The organism is Armatimonadota bacterium (assembly GCA_016125185.1).
Lineage (GTDB): Bacteria > Armatimonadota > Fimbriimonadia > Fimbriimonadales > Fimbriimonadaceae > Fimbriimonas.
In genome coordinates, this window is sequence record WGMG01000001.1 from 15,658 (window position 1) to 37,889 (window position 22,232).

The following is a 22,232-nucleotide window of genomic DNA, read 5'->3' on the forward strand; positions in this document are numbered from 1 at the left end:
CAGCCTCACTTAATGGGATGAGGAATGAGTGTGCCGGCTTCGATGCGCTTTCGGATCGACTTCCATTCGGCGGGAGAGATGTGGTCGGGGACGTTGACGTACAGGATTCCAGAGGCGAAGGCCGCGGCTTCCAGCGCGGCTTGGCCAACGGTGGGCGGTCCGCCGTGCAACTGGACGAACTGCCGAAGCTCGTCATTGGACTTCCAATCTTTGGGCGTGGAGGTGTCGTCGAAATACTTCCGCAACAGGCGGATGGACAGCTTCGGGTAGATGGGCCGAATCTCATCGCCCGTGCTCCCCAGCGAACTCAGAAGGGCCATCTTCATCGGGGTATCGGCCTTGGCAATCTTCTTTTCGAGGAGGTCCCAGACCTTGGGATTTTCAGTTCCGAGGGCGAAATTGGAGATGGACGCGTAGTCCTTGGTGAAGGTCTTTGGAATCTTGGCGTAATGGCGCAACAGCAGGGCGTCGTACTCGTTTTGGTCGAACTTGTGCAGGATGTAGGTGGTGATCAGGCGGTCGGGGCTGTCGCCCTGGGCCGCGAGAACGAGAAGGTCTCGCTTCTGCTTTTGCGACAGCTTCGAGCTTTCGATGGCTCGCAAGGCAATCCAGTCGTCGACTCCGGCTTTGCGCACCTCGAGGTAGGCCTGTTTCAGCAGTTCCGGGTGGTTTTGTGCGATGGCGTCGAAGGTGTCGCCGTTGCAGTAGGTTCCGTCGGCGTCTTTTCGGAAGAGCGACGACATGAGCATCTTTTCGACCGAGCCGGTTTTGCGGGCCGTGGCCCATTTTTGAACGTCCTCCTTGGAGAGCCAATGGTGCTCGCCGAGGTCGCCGTTGGCGATGCTCAGCAACAGTTCGTTGACGATCGGCCCAAGGGTCACGATCTGATTCGGCCGCATATTAAAGCCAAAGATGAACGTCCGACTGAGCTTTTGGCTGCCGATGAGGTCGGTGAGCGCGGGCACGGCATCCATGCCGAAGCTCTTGACTCGATTGCAAATGGCATCGAATCGAAACTTTTCGTCCAGTCGACATCCGACCTTCGCATTGACAAGATCGTCGACGGCGGCCTGAACCGAACCCGGCGGCGCTTTGCTTGGCTGTGAGGAAAGCTCCAGGTCCTGGATAAACTCCTCCAAGCCTTGCTTGCCAGAAATCGAGAGGGAACTTTTGGCTTTGGCGATCAGGCTGTATTTGGCCAGGGTTTTGAGGCCTTTGATCACCGTTTCTCGATCGATCTTCGGGTCTAGGGACTCGTTGGCGTAGTGCACATAGATTGCCATGGCGCACTGCGCACTCAACGATGAATCGACCGGTTCACCCAACCAGCCATAACCGGAGTCGTCGAGTAGCTTCCCCTTCTCGAGCAGTGCTTGAGTGACGTCCCTATGGCCCAGGGCGGCGGCTTGCACGGCAAAGGATGCCATGCCCAACTCGCGAAAACGTACGTTCTTGGAGAACATGTCGAAGAAATCGAGACCAGCGACTTTACCCTTCATCTCATCCCAAGAGAAGGTCTTCCAGAGGTACTTGCTGAGTCCGTATGGCACCGCGTAGCCGCCAAAATAGTGCGTGTATTGAGAACTCTTGATTGGGTCAACGATTCCGTAGAAGCAGTGATCGTCCTGCCCAGCTGGGAGGGCGCTGGCAGGAGGGATCGGCATTCCCGCTTCCTTCCACAGCGCGACGGCGCGATCGATGTCGTCGGCCGCCTGCGCGCTTGCCGTCGGGGTTGCGCTTTGGGATAGCAGGGTCCAAGCCGAAAGGATTGCGAGCATCATTGATCAGTATAAGCCCGTTTTTGTTCTCTGATTGGTGGGGCTGTGTTGGTGTCCGATCTGTTGAACCTCTGCTTACGGATTCATCAGTGCGCCCCAAGCCTCGGCACTGAGGTTGCAGTCGCGGGCTGTTCCGCTCAATGACCCAATCTCCTGGTTGAGGGCTCAAACCTTTGGTGGGAGAAATCCACTGGCACTCCCTGTCGGCCTTCGCATTTTGTTCATTGGCGCGTATTGCATATTGATTGACGTGATTTGCCATTGGTTTGGCGTGCAATGAGCCGCATGATGTATTTGAAAAGTAAATACGGAACGCACTATGAATGCCACGTCACAGAAAACAGCCCTTGTAACGGGAGCCTCGTCGGGAATGGGTAAAGAGATTGCCAAAGGCCTCATCAACGAGGGATACAGTGTCTATGTTGCGGCGAGGAATGCCAACAAGATGGTTGATCTTGAGAAACTCGGAGCGCGAGTCATCACGATGGATATCTCGAAGGACGATCAAATTTCTGCCGCCGTCAGTCAAATTCTCGCCGAGTCTGGAGGTGTGGATGTCCTTGTCAACAATGCGGGATTTGGCCTCTATGGCCCAGTTGAGGAAGTCGGTCTAGACGAGGCTCGATATCAATTCGAGGTCAATCTCTTTGGCCCCGCCCGACTCACCCAGCTTCTCCTACCTTCGATGCGGAGCCGAGGAGGAGCGACTATCGTGAATATTGCTTCCATGGGAGGCAAAATCTATACGCTTCTGGGTGCTTGGTATCACGCAACAAAGCACGCGGTAGAAGGTTGGTCGGACTGCTTGCGACTTGAACTCGAACCCTTTGGAATCCGGGTTGTGGTGATTGAACCCGGACTGATCGAAACCGGTTTTGGCGACGTTGTCGCGAATGGACTCAAGCCATTCTTGGGTGGACCCTACCGAAAGGTGGCGGCGGCCGTTTCCAAGTCGACGGTTGACGCTTATAGTCCGGGAAGGGGCACCCCGCCCAGTGCAATCGCGAAGGTCGTTGTGAAGGCCGTTCGATCCTCGAAGCCGAAGACCCGATATGCGGTTGGCAAGTATGCCAAACCGATGATCGCGATTCGAAAGTGGTTTGGGGACCGCGCATTTGACAAAATGATCTTGAGCCAGATGAAATGAGTTATTGGAGCTACGGAGCAAATGCCCTCTAACCCATCAGACCGATGCAAAGTGCCGCCCGCCTTTTGGCGGGCAATCGAACGGGAGGGCCTGAGCCCATCCACCGTTTTGCGGCAAGCTCGATTGCCGGTAAATCTGCATCTAAACGAGTCGGCCGTGATCTCGACAGACCGGTACTTTGATTTGTGGAGAGCGGTCGAGATTCTGACCGATATTCCGACGCTCGGCCTGCAAATGGTGCAACGGGCAGATACTGGATCTCATCCTCCGGCCAGTTTGAGCGCTTTCTTCGCGAGGGATTACCGCGATGGGCTAATCCGCATGGCCAGATTTAAGAGGCTTTGTTCTCCAGAGAAGCTCCTGATCGAGGAAGGTTCGGAAGAAACGATCGTTCGGATCGAGTGGCCGTTTGCGACGAAGTTAGAACCGTCAATTGCGACGGACATTACCTTTGCGACTCTCGTTGAGCTTGGCCGACGAGGTACCCGTCAGCGCATATGTCCTGTTCGAATAGAACTGGCGCGCCCCATCGCGGAGCCGTACCAATATGAGTCGTATTTTGGCTGCCCTGTCCATTTTGCCGCCAAGCGTAATGAACTGGTCTTGAAAAGCTCGGATCTTGATCGGCCGTTTCCTGGACACAACCCAGAGATTCTCGCGATATTGACTCCGGCGCTTGCTTCGGCACTGGAAGAATTACAACCTGCCCGATCGGTTAGCGAGCAGGTCAAAACGGTCCTTAAGCGACATTTGGCTAGTGGACGGCCGGAGATAGCCCAGGTGGCCGACGAATTGGGCACGAGTGACCGAACGCTCCAACGGCGCATCAAGGAAGATGGAACATCGTTCCGCAATCTGCTCGCGGCGGCGCGAAGAGAACTGGGCCACCAGCTACTTTCCGATCCTGCAATTCAATATGACGAAGTCGCCTTTATGCTTGGCTTTCAAGATACGAGTTCCTTCCATCGAGCTTTTCGAGAGTGGGAAGGAATGACGCCGAATAACTGGCGACATTCAAGGGATCAAATCTCAGAGATGCCTCGGTAGCGCCGCAAGAAGTGGGACCTCTCTACTTCTTGATGAAGCCGTGCATGCGGAGCCACGACGCGAAGGCCTCGAACCAGCCGGTGCTGGTCGTTTCCTTGTTGTACATGCCGAAGCCGTGGCCGCCTTGCTCGTAGAGATGGAATTCGACCGGCCGTTTGGCCGCCTTCCAACTCTCGATAAGGCCGAATCCGCCATTGCCCATGAGGGGGTCATCGGAGGCGAGAGCGATGAACAGCGGCGGAGCATTGGCCGGGACCTTGACGGCGGCGAGCGGGCCATAGATGTCGCCGAGGAAAGCGGGATTGATGTCCTTGCCGTACAGAGCGGTCGACATGGTGAGCATGGCCCCGGCGGAAAAGCCGATCATGCCGACCTTGGTGGGATCAATATTCCACTCGGCGGCGCGAGACCGAACGAGGGCGAAGGCGGCGGTGGCATCGGCGATCTGCGGAGCGAAGGCCTGCGAAGGGTCGCCGGAAGGTGGTCGTCGCGGCGGTCCGCCGGCTCCCGGTCGCGGAGGGGCGGCAAACTCGGCCAGGTCTGCGGGAGTCGGGATCAGGCGATACTTCAGAACAAAGGCGGCGACACCTCTTTTATTGAGGGCCTTGGCCACATCCCACCCTTCGTTCTCCATGGAAAGCGTGCGAAATCCGCCTCCGGGCGCGACGATGACGGCCGCGCCGGTGGCCTTCGATTTGGGCGGCAGGAACGGCGTGAGGGTGGCGACGCTGACGTTGCGGGCAAACTTGCGCCCGTACTGAAAGTGCCATGACTCGGGGGCGGTGGCCTCGGGCAGTTTTCCGGTGCCAAGCTCGATCGCGCCGGGTTGCTTGGGAATGGGAATCGGCGTCATTTTGTCGTCTTGAGCGAGGGCGAGGGGGGAGAGCACAGCCATGATCAGGACTACCAATGACCCCGATCGACGACTGGATGCTGGAATATGAAACGATCTCATGTTGACTTGCCAACCGGTTCGGACGGGAACCTCTTTCGAGTGTCATTCTACATGATTTAACGAAAAATCAAAAGGGGGAGAACCCCCATCCCTAGCCCTTCCCCCTCTTGCATCGGACGATGCAAGAGGGGGAAGGGGATGAGAGTCTCTATCCGCCGGGATTGACGATTAACGCCGAGAAGGTGCGGGTTGAGGACATCCGCAGGCCATCGCGGTGCGTGGCGGTGGCTTGCTTCTCATCGGCCGAGACGTGCACATCGAAGATTCCGAAGTCGCCTTTTTCGTACCCGTATCCGTCGCCTTGGTCTTCGTACACTTCGGCTTGCCACGGGCCGGGGCCGTAGCATCGAAGCACGTAAGCGCCGCTGGTCGAGGCTCGTTGGTCGCCCGAATCCGACGTTGGGTGGGTCGGGATAGCCGCACCGGCGCGGACGAACAGCGGAATATCTTTCAGCGATGGGGAGATGGTGATCTGCCCAGAACCGACCGGCTTGCCGGTTTGATAGTCAACCCATTCGCCCTTGGGTAGGCGGACGGTTCGCGACTTCTGATCGGCCCGAATCGGGGCGACGAGCAGGCTGTCTCCGAGCATGTATTGGTCGGTTTCCAGGCCGCCATCGACCAGGCACATCGGCCGGATGGGCGGGATTCCGTCGCGCCAATACTGCGCGTAAGTGGTGTACAGGTAGGGCGCTAGCGACTCGCGCAGGCGCATCGCCTCGCGCACCAGGCCCTCCACCACCGGGTAGCTCCACGGCTTTTTGCCGCTGTCCCACGCGTTGAGCTGAGCGATCGGCGAGAGGCAGGCCATCTGCATCCGGCGGACCCATTCTTGGTCGGTGTCGGCGCTCCGAATTTCGGCGCACCAAAGCGTCCCCACCAGCGGGCTATTGGTCAGGGCGGTCAGGTACTGCTGGGCGTCGTAAGTGTCGCTGTAGATCGCCATATTGAAGCGGCTGGCGGCGCCGTTGGACCCTCGCACGAGGCCGAAGGTGCGCTCGCCTTTCTCGCGAAACATCCGGTCGATGAGCTCCTGCCAAAGCACGCCGTAGATTTGCCGCATCTGGAGTCCGTCGGGGCCGGATGGGAAGGTGGCATGGTCGGGCCACAGCCAGTTGTCAAAGCCGTCGACCTCGTCGATTTTGTAGCCGCTGACGCCTAGCGAGAGGTGCTTTTCGGTGTGGAACTTACGGACGATTTCGGACGCCTTTTTGTCGTACACGTCGGGCACCGCGCCGAGCCAGACGGTGTGCGAGCCGAAGCGGGGCGTGAGGCGGTTGTAGAGATCGGTGCCGGGGGCGACGTAGGGGTTCTCCCACAGGTTCACGTGAACGCCTTGGCCGGTCATCCGCCGCAAGAATCCGGCCGGATCGGGGAATCGGCCAGGGTCGAATTCCATGCTGCCGGGATACGATCGCGACTGCCATCCGGGCTCGAGGCCGACCACGTCCAGCGGGAAGCCTCGGCGGGCAAACTCGGCGACTTCGTCTTCGACTTGCTGGGCGGTGGCGAGCGAGGGGGTTCGGTGCCAAAATCCGAGGGCCCACAGGGGCGGCATGGCCCCGCCGCCGCAGTACAGGTTGTAGCGCCGAAGGGCATCCATGGCCGTCGGTCCGGTGAAGACGATAGCCTCCAGACCAGGCGCCTGGACCGAGGCCTCGACACAGCCGCTATCGGGCTGGGCGTCCCACTTTCGGTCGGTGTTTCGGTCGCGAAACTTGGGAATCTTGGGGTCGGCCAGTTGGTTTCCGACACCGACGTAGAAGTTGGTGGGGCGCGAGGTGTTCAGCAGGACGGCGTAGCCCAAGCTGCTGATGTACATCGGAGTCGGCACATGCAGACGGTCGTGGCCGGAGGCATAGTGGTCGACTTCGAGGTGGAACACGCCGCCCCGCCGGTTGCACCCAACCATCTGCAGGCCGAGGCCGTAGACCTTTTCGCCCGGTTGCAGGGGAATCTGGATGACGGCGTAGTCGCGGGTCTTTTTGAGGTGGATTTCGTCGAGCCGGAACGGGAGATTGGCGGTGGGGAGATCGGCGAGACGGTCGCGGCGCGGCTTGGCGTTGGCGGCTTCGGTGAGGGTGGGCCGGTCGTGGGAGCCGATTTCGGACCTCCAGACACCGGGCTGGACTTCGGACCATCCGGGAGCGATTGGGTTAGACATGATGGTGCTCAGGGCTATTGAGGTAGCGATCCACATGGCGATGCTCAGGGCTTTGTTAGGTTACCCACGGTCCTCGAACCTGTCTAAAATAGCTTCATGCCTTTGTCGATGATCCTCGGTGTGCAGTTGGCGGCCCTGCTTTCCGCGCCGGAGGCGACGATTCGGGACTACGGCCTGAAGCCGTACATCCGGCTCTCGAAGGATTTGCCCCACCGCGAGGACCGGCCTTGGAAGCTCGTCTGCGAGATGCCCTACAACTGCCAGTTTCAGCCTTGGATTCAGGCGGAGGGCGATGCGGGCCAAGAGATTCGGTTCAACTCGACCAACCCGCTGGTGCTGTACCTGACGCCAACCGAGACGACAAAGACCCTGGCGGGGATGCAGACCTACGAAGCGAAGAACTGGATCAGCGGCGAGGGCGCGATGTACACGATTCCCGCCGGGGTGACGGTGAAGGCGGTGAAGTACCGCGAGACGGGCTACGATACGGACTTTGCGGGGTCTTTTTCGTGCAACGACGACGACTATAACGTACTGTGGCGGCGGGCGGCGCGCACCGCGTACCTGTGCATGCGCGACCACTTTTACGACTGCCCGGACCGCGAGCGGGTGGGGTTTTGGGGCGATGGAACGCCGGAGCTCGACCAGTGCTTTTATGTGTTCGACCGCCGGTCGGACGCGCTTTGCCGAAACCTGGTACTCCGCAAGCTGGAGCCGACGTTCTACCCGGGCCAGCACCTGGAGTTTTTGGGCGAGTATGGCCTCTGGTTTTACTACCTTCAGACGGGCGATCTGGACTCGATCCGAGCCGCGTACGAGCCGACAAAGACTTTCCTGATGGAGACGTACAAGTTCGGCAACCGCAACACTTGGTTCGATTGGGGGCACGAGCCCAAGGACACCGCGGTCATCGAGACGTGCTTTGCCTATATCGACCTTGGCACGCTGCGCAAGATGGCGCTGGTGACCGGACACGAGGGCGATTTGCCGATGATCGACGCGAAGCTGGCCGAGATTCGTTCGACGTTCGACGAGCGGTTTTGGAACGGTCGATGCTACCAGTCATCGGGCGTTGCTATTCCCGACGACCGGGCCAATGCCATGGCGGTGAACGCCGGTCTGGCCAGCCGCGACAAATGGGCGTCGATCTACGACAACGTGCTGAGCAACACGACGCGGTCGAGCTCGTTTTTCGACCGGTGGGTGTTCGAGGCGCTGTGCAAAATGGGCCTGCCGGATCGGGCTTTGGTGCGTATGGCGAGCCGGTACCGAACGATGATCGATTCCAGTTTTAGCACGCTTTGGGAGCATTACGACCGGTTCTGGGCGACGCACCTGAACGACTTCGACGAGGGGTCGTCGCTGAACCACGGCTGGAATCCGCCCGCCATCGTGCTGGGGCACGACATCATCGGGGTGCGGCCGGTGGAGCCGGGCTGGAAGGTGTTTGAGGTGATGCCGCAGGAGGCCTTTTTGACGTCGATCAAGACCGAGGTGCCGAGCATTCGGGGGCCGGTCAAGGTGTCGATCTCAAAAACGAAGTCCCGCTACACCCTCGACCTGATCTCGCCGCCGGGCACAACGGCGGTCGTCGGCATTCCTCGGGCGAGCTTTACACGGTTGGACTCGATCGAGGTTGGCGGAAAGGAAGCTTGGAAGGGGGCGTTTTTTGGGGGCGCTTTGGGAGATGGTGACGAGGGCGGCTATGTGCGGTTCCGGGTGCCGGCCGGGCATTGGACGTTCGTGGGTAAGGGGTCACTGTCTTTGGCCTCGCCGAAGCCGCCGCGAGTTAAACCGGAGGCAGCGAAGGCTTTGGACAAGCATGGCTGGACGGTGTCGGCGTCGGTTCCCGACGGGTCGTTTTTGTTCAGCGGGGCAAAGATTCCGATCGACGTTTCGGCGGCTAATGCCATCGACGGCGACCACTGGACCGGGTGGCGCGACATGACCGGCACCCAGCATCCGGGGCAGTGGTTCCAGATCGACATGGGGCGTCGCCAGGCGTTTGATCGGGTCGTGCTCGACAACACGTGGGCGCTGTTCGACTACCCTCGGCGGTACGAGGTGCGGGTCTCGGACGATGGCCGGACGTGGAGCGAGCCGGTGGCGTCGGGCGAGGGGCATTTGGGGATTACGCGCATCGCGTTTCCGCTGCGGCGCGCGCGGTGGATCCGTGTGACGCAGACGGGTTCGGACGCGAAGCGGAACTGGTCGATTTATGAGGTTGATGTGACTTTAGCCGGGAATCGTAAACCGTGAACTGCAATCAGTGAACTGTAAACCCGATCTGGGTGATCCCTGATTCCTTGAGGAATGTCGGGGAGCAACTGCCGACTGCATACTGTCGCAGCGAAGCGAAGACCCCGATTTATCGGGGCCAACTCCAAACTCCCAACTCCCAACTAGCCGTCCTTTGACGGCGCAGGCCCTAGGCGTATAATGGGCGCAGGTTACCCATGCTGTCCGTCGCCGTTGCTTGTTGCCTCCTGCAAGCCCCTCGTCCCAATCTGGTTTTCATCTTCAGCGACGACCACGCGCGCCAAGCGATTTCGGCTTACGGCTCGAAGTTGATGCAGACTCCGGCGATCGATCGGCTGGCGAAGGAAGGCGTTCGGTTTGACCGGCATTACACGGCCAACCCGCTTTGCGCGCCGAGCCGGGCGAGCCTGCTAACGGGAAAGCTGAGCCACATCAATGGCCACACCGACAACCGGACCAAGTTCGACGGGAACCAGGAGACGTTTCCGAAGCTGCTTCAGCAAGCCGGGTACGAGACGGCATGGATCGGCAAATGGCACCTGGAGTCGGCGCCGACCGGCTTCAGTTATTGGGACATTTTGCCGGGCCAAGGCACCTACTACAACCCCGATTTCATCAATGCGACGGGCACCAACCGGGAGACGGGCTACGTCACCGACATCATCACCACGAAGGCGAAGAATTGGCTGGCAAAAACGGCGGGAAAGCCGTTTTGCCTCATCGTGGGGCAAAAGGCTCCGCACCGCCCATGGCAACCCAATTTGGACAAGCTCGACCTGTTTGCCAACCGCAAATTCCCCTTGCCACCCGACTTTTACCGCGATTACTCGGAGCTGAACAGCGGCGCCGGGCGCGCGACGATGCGGGTGAATCGGGACCTGCGGATGGACAGCGACCTGCTGGTGGATAGCCCTCCGGGCCGCCTGAATGCCGCGCAGCGGGCCACGTGGCAGGAGAAAATGAAGGCGCAGGATGCCGACTTTCATCGTCGAATCGAGTCGGGCGAGTCGAAGGATGCGGTGATTTACGACCGGTACATCAAAGACTATCTGCGGTGCATCAGCTCGGTCGACGACAGTGTGCGCGACATCACCAAGACGTTGGGAAACCTCGGGCTGGCCAAGAACACGATCGTGATTTATGGCTCGGACCAAGGGTTCTTTTTGGGCGAATTTGGGTGGTACGACAAGCGCTGGTTCTACGAGCCGTCGTCGGGCACGCCGCTGATCGTCCGCTGGCCCGGCGTGAAGCCTGGGGTGGTGAAGTCGGTGACGAGCAACATCGACCTTGCGCCGACGATTTTGGACGCCTTGGGCGTTCAGCCGCCCGCCGACATGCAGGGTGTGAGCCTGTGCGACCTGATTCGGACGAAAAGGGCTTCGAAACCGGTGCCGTTTTACGGCCATTTTTATGAGAGCGACGACGCCGACCACCATGTGCCGAAGTGCGTTTCCCTCATCGACGGGAACGTCAAGCTGATGTTTTACTACGAGCTGAACGAATGGGAGCTTTTCGACATCGGCAAGGATAAGGGCGAGCATCGGAACCTGTGGAACGACCCTGGGTCGCGCGACCTGCGGCGGCGGATGGTCCGGCTGATGCTGGAGAGTCAGAGGAAGTATCGGGAGGACCATCCGCTGATCGAGCGCATTGCGAAGATCGCCGAGGGGCTGTAGTCGGGGCCTGCCGACTGAAAACTGAAGGATTGGTGCGCGGGAAAGGACTCGAACCTTCACGCCTTGTGAGCACTACCACCTCAAGGGAGTTTTTGCAGGTTCAAAGAGGTGATTTTGAATCTACCGACGTCCCTGGAAGTCTCTCTATTTCTCCACCAATTGAGAGACTTTTGAGAGACCAAAGTATTCGTCATAGGTTAACCTGATTCCAACACATTTTGGTTAACCATGAAGATTGCCGACATCCGCGACGCTAATATGTTCCAATCCTTAGTACATCGTCTTATGGTTGCCGAAAGAGGAGCAGACTTTCATGTACCGGACGATAGTGGTGGTGACCGCGGGAATGATGGTTACGATGCCACAAAGGGAATTTTGTATGCAATCTACTGTCCGGAAAAGCCGGACACCGCCGATTACCGCCGCAAGGCATTAAGCGATTTGAAAAAAGCCATTCAGTTAGCTTCTGAGCCAGGTTATTCGGTCAGGCAGTGGATATTTGTGACCCCAACGCCCATCCGCGAGCAATTGCAGGCAGAGATAAGAGCTACCGCAGGTTCAGCAGGGCTGAATGTGGGTTTCCTAGCTGATGTTCACCTTGAGGATTTACTTCGAAGGCATCCCCATATTCGCGACGAATTACCTGACATGGAATACCCCCAGGTTGCACGTCAACTTGACGCAATTAGGGCGCCTCTCAGTCCACTTCGAGTCTTCTTGACTCTCGAAAGTCAAGTTCCGGACGAAGACTTGGAACGAGTCTTTGCAAAGGATGCAGGCTATCGTCGGTATTCTTCCGATGGGCCCTTGCCTCCTCCACCAGATGGTCCTCCACCTGGCACTTCATCGTGTCGCCTTTTTCAAAGTGACGGCTTTCTCGACATACAGGATGGGAAACTCGTTGGAGCTGGATTGATTCATCTCATGGGGCCAGGCTTTCCATTCAATCGGCGTCCTGCTTCTCATACCGTTTGCCGAATTTCTGGTAGTTCACTAAAGGACGTCATCGGGCCAAACGAGCCACTATGCATGCATCCCGAAATTGTTGTTGAGATACGAAAGGGAAGCGAGGCAGGCCAAGGAGGAGCACCTAAAATGATTACGTTTCGAAGCAAGATGGATGATGCCCGAAAAGTCCTTCGCCTCAGTGCAATCGACAACACAGTTTTTGCGGACTTTCTGACCGACAATATCTACCCCTTGCAGGTTGATGGGTCAAAATGGAGCCACCACGACTTAAGTGGTGCGACCCTCCGTATTAGACTTAGATTCTTCTTCGTTGAAGGCCTTGCCTGTCTTCCTGAATCAAGCTGGCCTCGGCTGAACGCACTCCAATTGTTGATAGATGGCCTGTATGTCATATCCATGCAAGAAGAAACAATTGCCACGCAACTATCAGGGCACTCAACGGAAGTACAACTCACTGGGGATGCTGTTTCTCCTACTATAGAATTGGAATACACGTTGCCGCCGACTGACTTTGTTCAGACACTTTCGCAGTCCTAGCCTGGGAATCAAATTGGCTCATTATTAGGCTTACAAAGCGAGCAAATTGAGTGTCAAATGTATCGTGGCTGACCAATTCGGCGAAGTCATGCAATATTCTCCCAACCGTTCAGTAGACTTCTCAAATGTCCCGGCTATCCGTGAGCAATCTAGAGGCCCAAAGACTTGCGTACAGGGAAGCGTTTCGAAGTCTGTATGGGGATCGATTTCAATCTTGGTTTGAGGAATGCGCAAGATGCATTCATGAGCCAGGCGACTTTCTTGCCGTTCGGCAGACGAGAGGCGATGGTGGTCTTGACGGCCTAGTCGTGAATTCACAACTCGTCTATCAAGTTTACGCGCCCATTCACCCAAGAGATTCTGCGACCGCAAAAAAAATCACCTCAGACTTCACAACCGCACTAAATACGCTCGGTGGTCAGATGCGAGCCTGGACGTTTGTGCATAATCACCCGGAAGCCAAGCTTGGGAAGCTTAGCGTTGCAGCGATTAACCGGATCAAATCAAAGCATCCTGGAATCCATCTAGCTGTGCTCGACATTGAATCCCTTTGGGAAGCGATAAAGGCTTTACCTCCGTCCAGAATTGCCAAGTTACTCGGAAAAGAATTGCGCTATGAAATTGGTGATGAGCTAGTCCGCGATAGATATCTGGATTTCCTTCTAGCTAGCCACTCGCATATTGATCCCCGTGGGATTTCTGAATTCGAATCGGATCTCAGGTTGCCCATTGACGAAATTTACGTCTCGCTTGAAGTCGAACGTCATCTCCCGTTCAACGATCGATTGACCAAACCCAGTGATGTTGGCGATTCATCTCGACCAGTTAAATCCGAAGTCGCAGAAACTCACTCTAACCCCGTCAACTTAGGATATATCCTCGCGGAATGTCCAAGACTAGTCATACTCGGCGCCCCGGGTTCCGGAAAGACGACCATCTTGCGCTATCTGGTGAACAGATTTTCTCAAGCCCTTAAAGATGGAGTGGGGTGGATTAAGGACTCATCTGGGGACAACTACGGGCAAGTGCGAATGCCTATATATTTCAGAGCAACGGAATACGCCGAAGGACTTCGACACATCCCCAACTTAAGCTTCCGAACTTTCCTCCCAAACGCTTTCGGAAACGTTGCCGCAACTCAAGATGAGATGAGAATCTTATTTGAAGCAGCACTGGCAAAAGGCTCCCTCATTATCTTGATAGATGGTCTAGACGAAATTCCCAATCTGGGCGAGCGATTGTCCGTTGCGGATCACCTCGAAAAGTTTGCATCAGGACTAGAACCAGGCAATCGCATCATAGTGACCAGCCGTGTGGCAGGCTATAAAGAATCTCGAATAGCATCGGGATTCGCCCATTTTAATATGCTGCCCATGACCAGCGATCAGATCCGGCGGTTTCTTCATTCATGGTGTTTAGCTAGAGAAAAATGCGCCTCGGGCATTGAAGCGCAAGGAACTCGCGAATACAGGGCGGAACAGGAGTCCCAAGAGCTTTGGAGGACAATTGAAGCGAGTCCCGGGGTAAGGCGACTTGCAACTAACCCATTAATGCTTACGATTCTCGCCCTCATATATAGGAAAATTGGCCGACTTCCTGATAGGCGTTTGGAACTTTACGAAATGGCTGTTCAAACGTTATTGAAAGACTGGCGATTGGCCCAGGCCAAGCGCGAAGCTGTAACAATTGACGAACGAGAGGCCCTAAGTTTGCTCGGGCCGTTGGCATTTTGGATGCACCAAAACGAACCGAGCGGACTGGTTGAAGAAGTCGATGCTCACGCCGTGCTGTGCAGGGCATACGCTGAGCCAAGATCGCTGCGCCCTAACCATCCTGATGTCGTAGCCTGTGCTGATTTATTCTTACGCAAGGTGCGAGAGCATACTGGACTGTTCATTGAGCGAGAACCTGGCCGTTACGGCTTCATGCACTTAACCTTCGAAGAATACTTTGCCGCGAAGCATTTAGCTGAGGACTTTGATCTTGCGCCTAAATTGATCCTTGACCGTCGTAGTGATCCCAGGTGGGAAGAAGTCATCAGGCTGAGTATCGCTGGAGTACCTCAACGGGACTCCCAGCGCTTGATGAGACAGTCCATTTGGTGCGAGGTCACATACGATGGGAATTCAGGCTACGTGCCAAGCGACTATGAGCCCTACCTGTATAGAGATCTGGTTCTTGCTGCAAAGTGCCTTATTGACTGCCCGACACCGGACCCTCAATTATTGGCATCACTCGCTACTCAACTCGCTGATGTATATTGCGATCAAGACCAACCTCATTTCAATCGATACCTCGAAGGAATGCTGGAGGACTTGTTTGGCGCATTAGGCGATGGCGAGTTGGGCAAGGCTGTTGCTGATAAATTGCTAGAACTGGTCCGATCGGGCGGGCCTCGAAGCAGGGAGGCTCTTGAAGGATTAACCTTTATAGGGCCAGTTAGTGAAGAGGTTTCTGCAACTCTCGAACGCGTTTTGCTAACTGAGAATCCCTGGTCTGTTGATCGTTTTGTCGAGAATCTGGGAAAAACTCAACAGACCACGGAGCGTCTTTTAGGCCTACTAACCAAAGTCTTCTGGGATGGTGACCTCAGGTTAAAAATTCCTGCTGCCAGTGCGTTGAGGCGACATTGCCCGCTGCCCGAAGAGGTAATTGATTTGCTTTGGACGGAGTTTAGGAACCTGGACCGATCTTGGAATCATCGCGTAGACGCGGCTGTGGTGTTGTTCTATATTGGCCACTCTGATGAAAGCTCGCTAGATATTCTTCAGGAATGGTGGGGGCACTCGGACGGAAAGATGCATGAGGACATCGAGGTCTTCTCTGCACTTGGAAAACGCTCTGAGGACGAAGCATGCACTTTTCTTGTGGAGCGATTAAGTTGTACTGATCCTGGCATCGTGGCCCAGTATGCTCAAATGATTCGATCCATTATGGAACCGCTCAGGAATGAACACCCGCCGGAAGTAAGAAGGCTCGTCGACATTGATGACCAAGGAAATGATTCGGATGCACGTTTCTTATTGAAACTGGTTAAGAATTGCCCACCGCTTTCTGATCAACTTATAGCAAATCTTAGCCATCCGACTGGTTGGATTCAGGGAACTTCAGCAGAAGCTCTGGGTTCTTTGAGGATAGACACCCAAGAGTCGATCGATGCACTTGTCCGGGCCTCCAAGATAGGCGATACACGGGCCTTGGAAGGCGTAATAAGAGCGTTTGGACGAATCGGCCTAGACGATGCCAAAGCCGAGGCAGTATTGCTGCAGTCTCTTCATCACGAATATAAACATATAAGAAGTGCAGCGGCATGGGCACTTTCAAGGCGTACAAAACTCTCGGAAAAGGGAGTATCTGCCCTCTGTCAGTCATTAAAAGACAAAGAAATGGATGTGAGAAATGCAAGTGCTCAAGCTCTTGGGCGGCATGCACCTGGTAGGTTGGAAATTGCCCATGCACTTGCGAATGCTGTTGCCACGGGGTGCGAAGAAGCCTGGGTCGCATTGTCAATCATTACGCAGCGCATGAACCGCCATGTCAGTTGATCCCGAAGAAAGCAGACCCTGATTGCTCGTTTCTGTAGATTTGAAATGTTGGTAGGTCCAAAGTGAGGATTCTGAAACTGTAGCTGTCTCCAGCGCAGGATCGAAATGATCTATATCCAGCCTATAACTGAAAACGGGTCCGTCTCCGTAACGCGAACCAACCAAGTAGACGCTAAATCGTCAAGAACCATCTTTCCGGGATGTTTCCGGTTACCTGCTTTTGACGAAAACACGCTTACTCGGTGTTGGAATAGATTACTAGCGCCGACATGCCATGACTCACTGGAGCCGTGATGGGGAACTTGAAGCACTTCTATTCGGTTCCAACGTCTGCCGCCGAAATGAGTACGTGCATTTTGCACTCCTGTGGCTGAAGTGAAGAAAATGTCTCCGGTAAGAAGTAGGCCAGAAATCTGGCTTCCCAACACGTGAACATTTCTGTTGTAACGCTTCGGTCTCATTATGTCAAAGCAATGCCAAAGATAGTGTTCGAACTCAATGGGATGATAGTGTCTCCAATCAACGAATTTTCGACGTTTAAGCGGAGCCGAGTACATAACAAGGGAGATTCGATTGGCATTGCGTCCCCCTTTACCAAAGGTATCTTCATAAATCTTTCGAGCCCTCGGTAAGAAGTCATCGGACAATGTGTAGTTATTTTTGTTCCAACATTCATCAATGAGAGCAAGGATGGATTTCTCAAACTGCGTGAGATCAAGATCGGGCCTGTGCTCATTATAGAAAACAAACTCCCACAGTCCCCGCATCGTAATGGTTTGATCGTGGGACGATATTCGAACCTTCGACATTTTGGTATTGTCCGCCAAGAGCGGGGTGTCAAGTTCAGAAACATCGTCTCCAGGTGGCAGGTCTGGGACAAATGAATATTCCTCATTTGACCCTTCGTGAGAAGAATCGTCGTCGTTGTTATCATCCGAGGGAGGAGCGTCCGGATAGTCAGCTCCACCTTCAACTAAGATTACTTCATCGGCTGCTAGTTCTCCAGCCTGCATGAAGGCAACCGGATCAACAAGAAATTGAAGATAAGGGCCATTGGCATCCGACTCCAGAGCTATGAGTATGCGATCGGCGAGCCGAACGTAAGGCATCACAAGGACCTTTGTTCCGCACTCGGATAACAACTGTCTCAATCCGTTTACGTGATCCTTATCGAAGTGAGATAGACACGTAAGGTCAATTGGGTTTCCCTGCAAGTGATCCCTAAGGTGGCTTATTTCGCCTTCTAGGTAGCTCCGGGAAGAGACTGATCCGCAGTCGAAGACATAAGAAAACCTTCGGTCTCCCTTAGTACAAAAGTGTCCGGAAAAGAAGAGGCCTTGTCCAACTGGGTGAAATCGAGACAGAACGCAAATAGGATTCATATTGCTTACCGACGAATCTGCGCCAGCACCTAGGAGCCTATTTTATCAAGATGCCTTTGGCATTTCTACCACTCGATGAAACTTCAGCAGACTTCCCCAAATCTATAAGAAATTGACTATGGCCGGTTCTGCCTCTCGAGGTCGCGTTGAAGGTCTTTCTGCCTCTTCTTAACCTTCTCACGCATTTCCTCTCGGATCGCATAACCTTCCTGCATGAGCACTTCGGCAAGTATGTCTGGCATCCCGCAGTATTCAAGCTCAGGATAGACTGTCGAAGCAAGGCAATCTATTAAAACATATCGCCGGAATCGATCCTCTTCTCCGGCGATTTCAGTCACTAGGTGCTGCGCCGTCAGAGTGCAGTGCAACCGACGGATAGAATCGAGAACAATGAGTCTTACTTCTCTATTCGGGTGAGAGATCAGTGGTGTTAGGAGAAATAGGTTCTTTTCGGCCTCGTTCTGAAGACTGAGGAGAAAGGCGGCTCGCTTGACAATTGCGTCATTAGTTAGGACAAGGTCCTGAACGAGTTCTGCTCTGTCAACGTGCGGAGCTAGAGCTATGCCAATATATGTCCGAAACACTTCATCCTTCGCTGCAAGAAACTCAGCCAATAGAACCTTGATGCCTTGCTGCTTGTCATAACGCAACAAGTCGAACGGCGCAAGTTCTCGATCGTGAGCTGAAGCCGTTTGTACAATGCGAAGAGTTGCGCTGAATGCCAAACTGGGATTGGAAACAGAAAGCCCTCGGACTGCGTTTCGCTTATTTCCGACGAACCGAATACTTGAATCGCTCTGGAAAGCTAGGGTTCGACAATATTCGACCACAACGGAATTCTGAAATAGGAACTCAAATTGAGGTGTGCTTAGGGCATACAATCCCATCGAGTTAATAAGCTCTCTTGCGAAGACATTTCGCTCGACGCCAGATATAACAAGCTTGAGACAAAGCTCTTGAACTCGTAATGCGGTTTCAGGAAGCAACAGTAAATGCTCCGTGAGATTTGTTATGGTGTGGATCCGGTCAAGACCTATCGGGAGTTCAACTGGTTTTTGGTAGACGCTTTCGACAAGCGCGATCAAGCGAAGCTTTGATTCTAGTGTTCCAGCGACCTCCAGAGCGCGTATAGCGAGCCAATTCTCACTCCTATTCGCAATGTCGGCTAAAATATCGGAAGCCTGTTGGGAAAGCTCAGGCATCATGTTCAAACTCCAGAGACATCCGCTGAAAAGAGAATCTTCCTCGGGTTGGTCTCGAAGAACGGTAGCAATGTCATCTCCAAACTCTGCCCTTTGTGCAAAGCCAAGAGCCATGATCGCACCTCGATCACTCCGATTGCTTTGCCAGATACTTAATGCTTGCGATAACTCGGAGTCGGGAATTGGACTGTTGTCGGGCCGATAATTTGCTACCTCCTGTGAAGACTCCATCGATCGTCTCAAAATGGACTCAATGAGGATTGGCCATTCTTGCACAATCGCTAAAGCGTCTTGAATGTTTCCTAACGGATAAGGCCTTTCACCGCTCGGAGTTGGCTCAGTTATGATAGCGCGAATGAGGTCGAGGGTTGCCGAATCGTAGCCATAGGGAATCAAATCAAAAGCGGCCATTCTGACAAAGCGGTCGCCGGATTTCAACCAGTGATTCGCCAACTTTGCGACTCCGGCCGAGGAGAACTTCTGCAATACAGTCACACTTGCTGTAAGTGTCGAGTCGTGGTAACTACCGGGCTCCTTAGCCCGATTCACGAGCATATCCACCATTACCTGCTCAAATTTTGTGCCTGCGCGTCCAGCTAGGACTGTGAGTAAGTCAGGCCTGGTGATTCCTTCAAGTGTTTGCATCCAAGGCCAAACTTGCTCAGAGTTGCAATCGACCAGTTTAACTTCCAATCCATCTAGGATGAGGTCCAGAGCTTTTGTGGTGAGCAGATTGGGGATGTCTATAAACCATTGGACATAAGAGGCAAGTTCGTTCGGATTCGAAGCCATGAGGCGCTCTACCTCGCTCATGACTTCCTCGTATCTTAGGTAGCAGAGTGGCTCAATAATCCTATTTCGAGAGAGATAAACCTTGTAGGGATCGCAGTCCCGGATTGAGTGGATTGCAATCTCCTGGTTGATCCTCACAAGGGCCGACAAAGCTTCACTTGGCAGCGAATAGTCCGCATCATCCAGAACTGAGCGAAGCCATGGCACTTCAGCCAAGTCATTAAATTCGCCGGCCGTCCAAGCGCGTTGGTAGCGATCCTTCGGGAGTAGGAATTCAATGAGGCCTGCCTTGTAGTGAAGCCAAAGTTCCTTTCCATAGTGAACCTTACGTAAAACCGCCAAGAGCAACGATACGCAAGTTGGGTGATTTTCAGGCTCGGCAAGTTTTGACTCAAGATATTCACGGGAAAGAGGAAGACAGGAATACAAGGCACTCCACACATCTCGACTTTCGCGAAAATTGTCAGGTTTCTCGTCTGAGCGGTAGTCATATCCAAGACCGCTATCCGCAGAAACCTTCAAATAGCGTTGCCACAGGGGTTCAATCGCCACGACTCCAGGAGCATCTTTGAAGAAATCATATGCTGATTCTCTGGCTTCAGAGCTAGCGCCCTCTATGTTCGAAAGCATAAAAGGCACAACCTCAGGAAGCGGAAATTGGACGACAAAATCCACATACCGATGTCGCCAATGAGCATGAGAGTTGCCTTGCGTAAATTGAAGTCTGCTGATTATGGTTGGGGTGATCGTATTCCCAAGTGTCGAAAGCATTTTCTCAACGAAGGAGTCAAAACGATGAATTCTGGTTTCCAATTCTGCAAAGAGATCGCTTAGGATGGTCTGGCCAAGCGAAGGGGTGGATGCCAATATCCAGAGAGTGTCCATTAGCCAATATCCCGAAAAGTTCTTATGTTGCGGGGCGTTGTTGAAGTCGAAAATCCAGTTATCAGCAAATTCGGTCGCTCGGATTTCATTTCTCAAAAGCTGGTCCACTTTTGCCTCAGCTAAGAGCCACTCAAGAATTCGGTCATGCCAAATCTCGAATTCTCCATCGTGTGTGGTTATGAGAAGGCCGAAATCGACCAAAGTCTGTATCAACTCAGGTGTCAGACCGGATCTATTGAGGTCCGCTATCGACCAGGGATATTTCTCATTTCGGGCTACCGCGAGGCTCGCTCGGGAGAGCGAAGCCTTGACCAACGCGGAATTGACCGTCCCCAGTCGCTTGTAGAGTCGTTGGAAGTAATGGTCATAGAGTTGATATTCGCTTTCCGGTCGAAATCCGTTTGAATCGACTTTCTTGTATAGGCTGGCGAGGATGGGCAGCTTTAGGGTTTCTTGAAGTTTCGGCTCCATTCCGTAGAACCTGCCAAGGTCTCCGTCCGTTAGAAAGCAAGCAAGTTCTTGGTCGGAAAAGTTTTCAATTTCGACCTCGTGTATGTCCTCAGGGGCATCGGCGAGAAACTCATCGGCAGGATCACTCTGAGAAGCCACAATGACTCTTATGCCCTCAATCGGGTTAAGGAGCTGATACAGGTCATCGATCCAACCTGCCGACTCAACTTGATCGACAGCAATTGTTAGCCAATGACTAGCGTAGTCAGGATGTACCTTTGCTATAAGTTCGGGATATTTTTCAAATTGGAGTGAATCAGTTCTTCCTAGGACCTCTGTTGCAAATCGCCTCTCAAGCTCTGTTTTTAGGCCAATGGCCGAGTCCGACGCTTTTTCGATAAGTACGGGTATCTTTTCGGACCAAGCGACCGCTCGCGAACTGAGTTCCCAAGACTTGCCCTGGCCGCTGCGTCCCTTCAAAGGAGTAAATCGGCTTGTGATCTTTAATACATCCTGATCATAGTTGGCGTTCGCCGCACGACGCGCGTCATCAGATTGTACATATCGCCTAGTTCTGAGCTTTCGATCAAGTGCTTCCTTTGAAGAGGCCAATAGGTTCTTCCACTCGAACCAACCATTGAGATTCAACTTGAATTCGCCGAAGAACTCTTCGCTCGAAATCACCTGATCTCCCTGCATTGCAAGAACTTGAACTCTCCTCAACATTAGATCGAGCATGTCCTTCCGTTTGTCGGGATCGGGAATTAGGCTGGACAGAAAACTGATGACTACCTCCTGCCAGTACTCGTCGCCACGTTCCCACCGGAATTCCATCCCTGAGAATAAGCGCCAGAGCGTTTGGTGCGATTGCAGGTCGGAATTGGTCGCGGTGCCCATCAACTGTTTGGTCAACAGGTCAAAGAATTCTTGCTCGCGTAGTAAATCCCCCTTCGCCTTGTCCAAAATCCCACACGGAAGCTTGATGAAGCGTGAAGAATTCCAAGTGTTTGCGTAATCCTCCATTGATCGAGGCATCTGCCGAGTCCTAAATTCAGCGATCCATTCGGCAATGTTTATCCAATTTCCAAGCCTGCCATTTGTTGAGAATACGAAGTCGTCAAAGAGGTTTAAGTCCACGCTCTTTAGCAAATTCGGCAATACGTCTTCTAAAACGAGCTTGAATGACCACGGTGAATTTGGATTTCGAGACTTGAACTGAATATGCTTGCGGTGATCATTTCGTCTTGAAATGCAGTCACCTCCAAGCTGAACGGGTTCCAGCGTAATGTCGGCATGAGTAACTTGACCACTGGAAGCTTGCCTCAGATTTTCGACCTGTATTTTGGTCAATTCAAAAAGACTTCCAAGGATTTGGTATTCGATACCTCGTATGGTTGAAGCGCCTCCTGGAGGTGAAGTGTGTTTTCTCATGGCTTCATTGATA

Annotated in this window: 11 protein-coding genes; 6 read left to right on the forward strand and 5 right to left on the reverse strand. The window is 54.1% G+C overall.

Annotated features, from left to right (window positions below; genetic code table 11):
- Nucleotides 1-5 precede the first annotated feature (5 nt).
- The gene (locus GC165_00080; protein ID MBI1331256.1) at nt 6-1,781 is read right to left on the reverse strand and encodes a hypothetical protein; all 1,776 of its coding nucleotides are present in this window, start codon (nt 1,779-1,781) and stop codon (nt 6-8) included.
- A 316-nt stretch (nt 1,782-2,097) separates the two neighbouring features.
- Between GC165_00080 and GC165_00085 the strand changes: the two genes are divergently transcribed.
- Entirely contained in the window at nt 2,098-2,925 is an 828-nt protein-coding gene (locus GC165_00085; protein ID MBI1331257.1) for an SDR family NAD(P)-dependent oxidoreductase, read from the forward strand.
- Between the two features lie 21 nt (nt 2,926-2,946).
- Nucleotides 2,947-3,972: a helix-turn-helix domain-containing protein gene (locus tag GC165_00090; protein ID MBI1331258.1), complete on the forward strand. Its 1,026-nt coding sequence runs from the start codon at nt 2,947-2,949 to the stop codon at nt 3,970-3,972.
- Between the two features lie 22 nt (nt 3,973-3,994).
- Here GC165_00090 and GC165_00095 read toward each other — a convergent pair whose 3' ends face one another.
- The gene (locus GC165_00095; protein MBI1331259.1) at nt 3,995-4,927 is read right to left on the reverse strand and encodes an alpha/beta hydrolase fold domain-containing protein; all 933 of its coding nucleotides are present in this window, start codon (nt 4,925-4,927) and stop codon (nt 3,995-3,997) included.
- A gap of 148 nt (nt 4,928-5,075) precedes the next feature.
- Entirely contained in the window at nt 5,076-7,127 is a 2,052-nt protein-coding gene (locus GC165_00100) for an ABC transporter substrate-binding protein (protein ID MBI1331260.1), read from the reverse strand.
- Between the two features lie 60 nt (nt 7,128-7,187).
- Between GC165_00100 and GC165_00105 the strand changes: the two genes are divergently transcribed.
- From GC165_00105 to GC165_00120, 4 genes are all read left to right on the forward strand, one after another.
- Nucleotides 7,188-9,350 carry a Bacterial alpha-L-rhamnosidase gene (locus GC165_00105; GenBank protein ID MBI1331261.1) on the forward strand — a complete coding sequence of 721 codons (2,163 nt, stop codon included), beginning with the start codon at nt 7,188-7,190 and terminating at the stop codon, nt 9,348-9,350.
- 197 nt (nt 9,351-9,547) lie between these two features.
- Nucleotides 9,548-11,026, forward strand: a complete 1,479-nt coding sequence (locus tag GC165_00110; protein MBI1331262.1) for a sulfatase-like hydrolase/transferase — start codon at nt 9,548-9,550, stop codon at nt 11,024-11,026.
- 228 nt (nt 11,027-11,254) lie between these two features.
- Entirely contained in the window at nt 11,255-12,532 is a 1,278-nt protein-coding gene (locus GC165_00115) for a hypothetical protein (protein MBI1331263.1), read from the forward strand.
- A 125-nt stretch (nt 12,533-12,657) separates the two neighbouring features.
- Nucleotides 12,658-16,077, forward strand: coding sequence for an NACHT domain-containing protein (locus tag GC165_00120; protein ID MBI1331264.1), 3,420 nt, complete (start codon nt 12,658-12,660; stop codon nt 16,075-16,077).
- Nucleotides 16,078-16,187: 110 nt separating this feature from the next.
- Here the strand turns inward: GC165_00120 and GC165_00125 are convergent, their stop codons facing one another.
- Nucleotides 16,188-17,189: a hypothetical protein gene (locus GC165_00125; protein MBI1331265.1), complete on the reverse strand. Its 1,002-nt coding sequence runs from the start codon at nt 17,187-17,189 to the stop codon at nt 16,188-16,190.
- A 386-nt stretch (nt 17,190-17,575) separates the two neighbouring features.
- Nucleotides 17,576-22,219, reverse strand: coding sequence for a hypothetical protein (locus GC165_00130; protein ID MBI1331266.1), 4,644 nt, complete (start codon nt 22,217-22,219; stop codon nt 17,576-17,578).
- Nucleotides 22,220-22,232 lie beyond the last annotated feature (13 nt).

Bases quoted from the DNA above. Each gene is read 5' to 3' on its own strand.
- GC165_00115 (MBI1331263.1), top strand. From the start codon at position 11,255: ATGAAGATTGCCGACATCCGCGACGCTAATATGTTCCAATCCTTAGTA.
- GC165_00120 (MBI1331264.1), top strand. From the start codon at position 12,658: ATGTCCCGGCTATCCGTGAGCAATCTAGAGGCCCAAAGACTTGCGTAC.
- GC165_00090 (MBI1331258.1), top strand. From the start codon at position 2,947: ATGCCCTCTAACCCATCAGACCGATGCAAAGTGCCGCCCGCCTTTTGG.
- GC165_00095 (MBI1331259.1), bottom strand. From the start codon at position 4,927: ATGAGATCGTTTCATATTCCAGCATCCAGTCGTCGATCGGGGTCATTG.
- GC165_00080 (MBI1331256.1), bottom strand. From the start codon at position 1,781: ATGATGCTCGCAATCCTTTCGGCTTGGACCCTGCTATCCCAAAGCGCA.
- GC165_00100 (MBI1331260.1), bottom strand. From the start codon at position 7,127: ATGTGGATCGCTACCTCAATAGCCCTGAGCACCATCATGTCTAACCCA.
- GC165_00105 (MBI1331261.1), top strand. From the start codon at position 7,188: ATGCCTTTGTCGATGATCCTCGGTGTGCAGTTGGCGGCCCTGCTTTCC.
- GC165_00130 (MBI1331266.1), bottom strand. From the start codon at position 22,219: ATGAGAAAACACACTTCACCTCCAGGAGGCGCTTCAACCATACGAGGT.
- GC165_00085 (MBI1331257.1), top strand. From the start codon at position 2,098: ATGAATGCCACGTCACAGAAAACAGCCCTTGTAACGGGAGCCTCGTCG.
- GC165_00110 (MBI1331262.1), top strand. From the start codon at position 9,548: ATGCTGTCCGTCGCCGTTGCTTGTTGCCTCCTGCAAGCCCCTCGTCCC.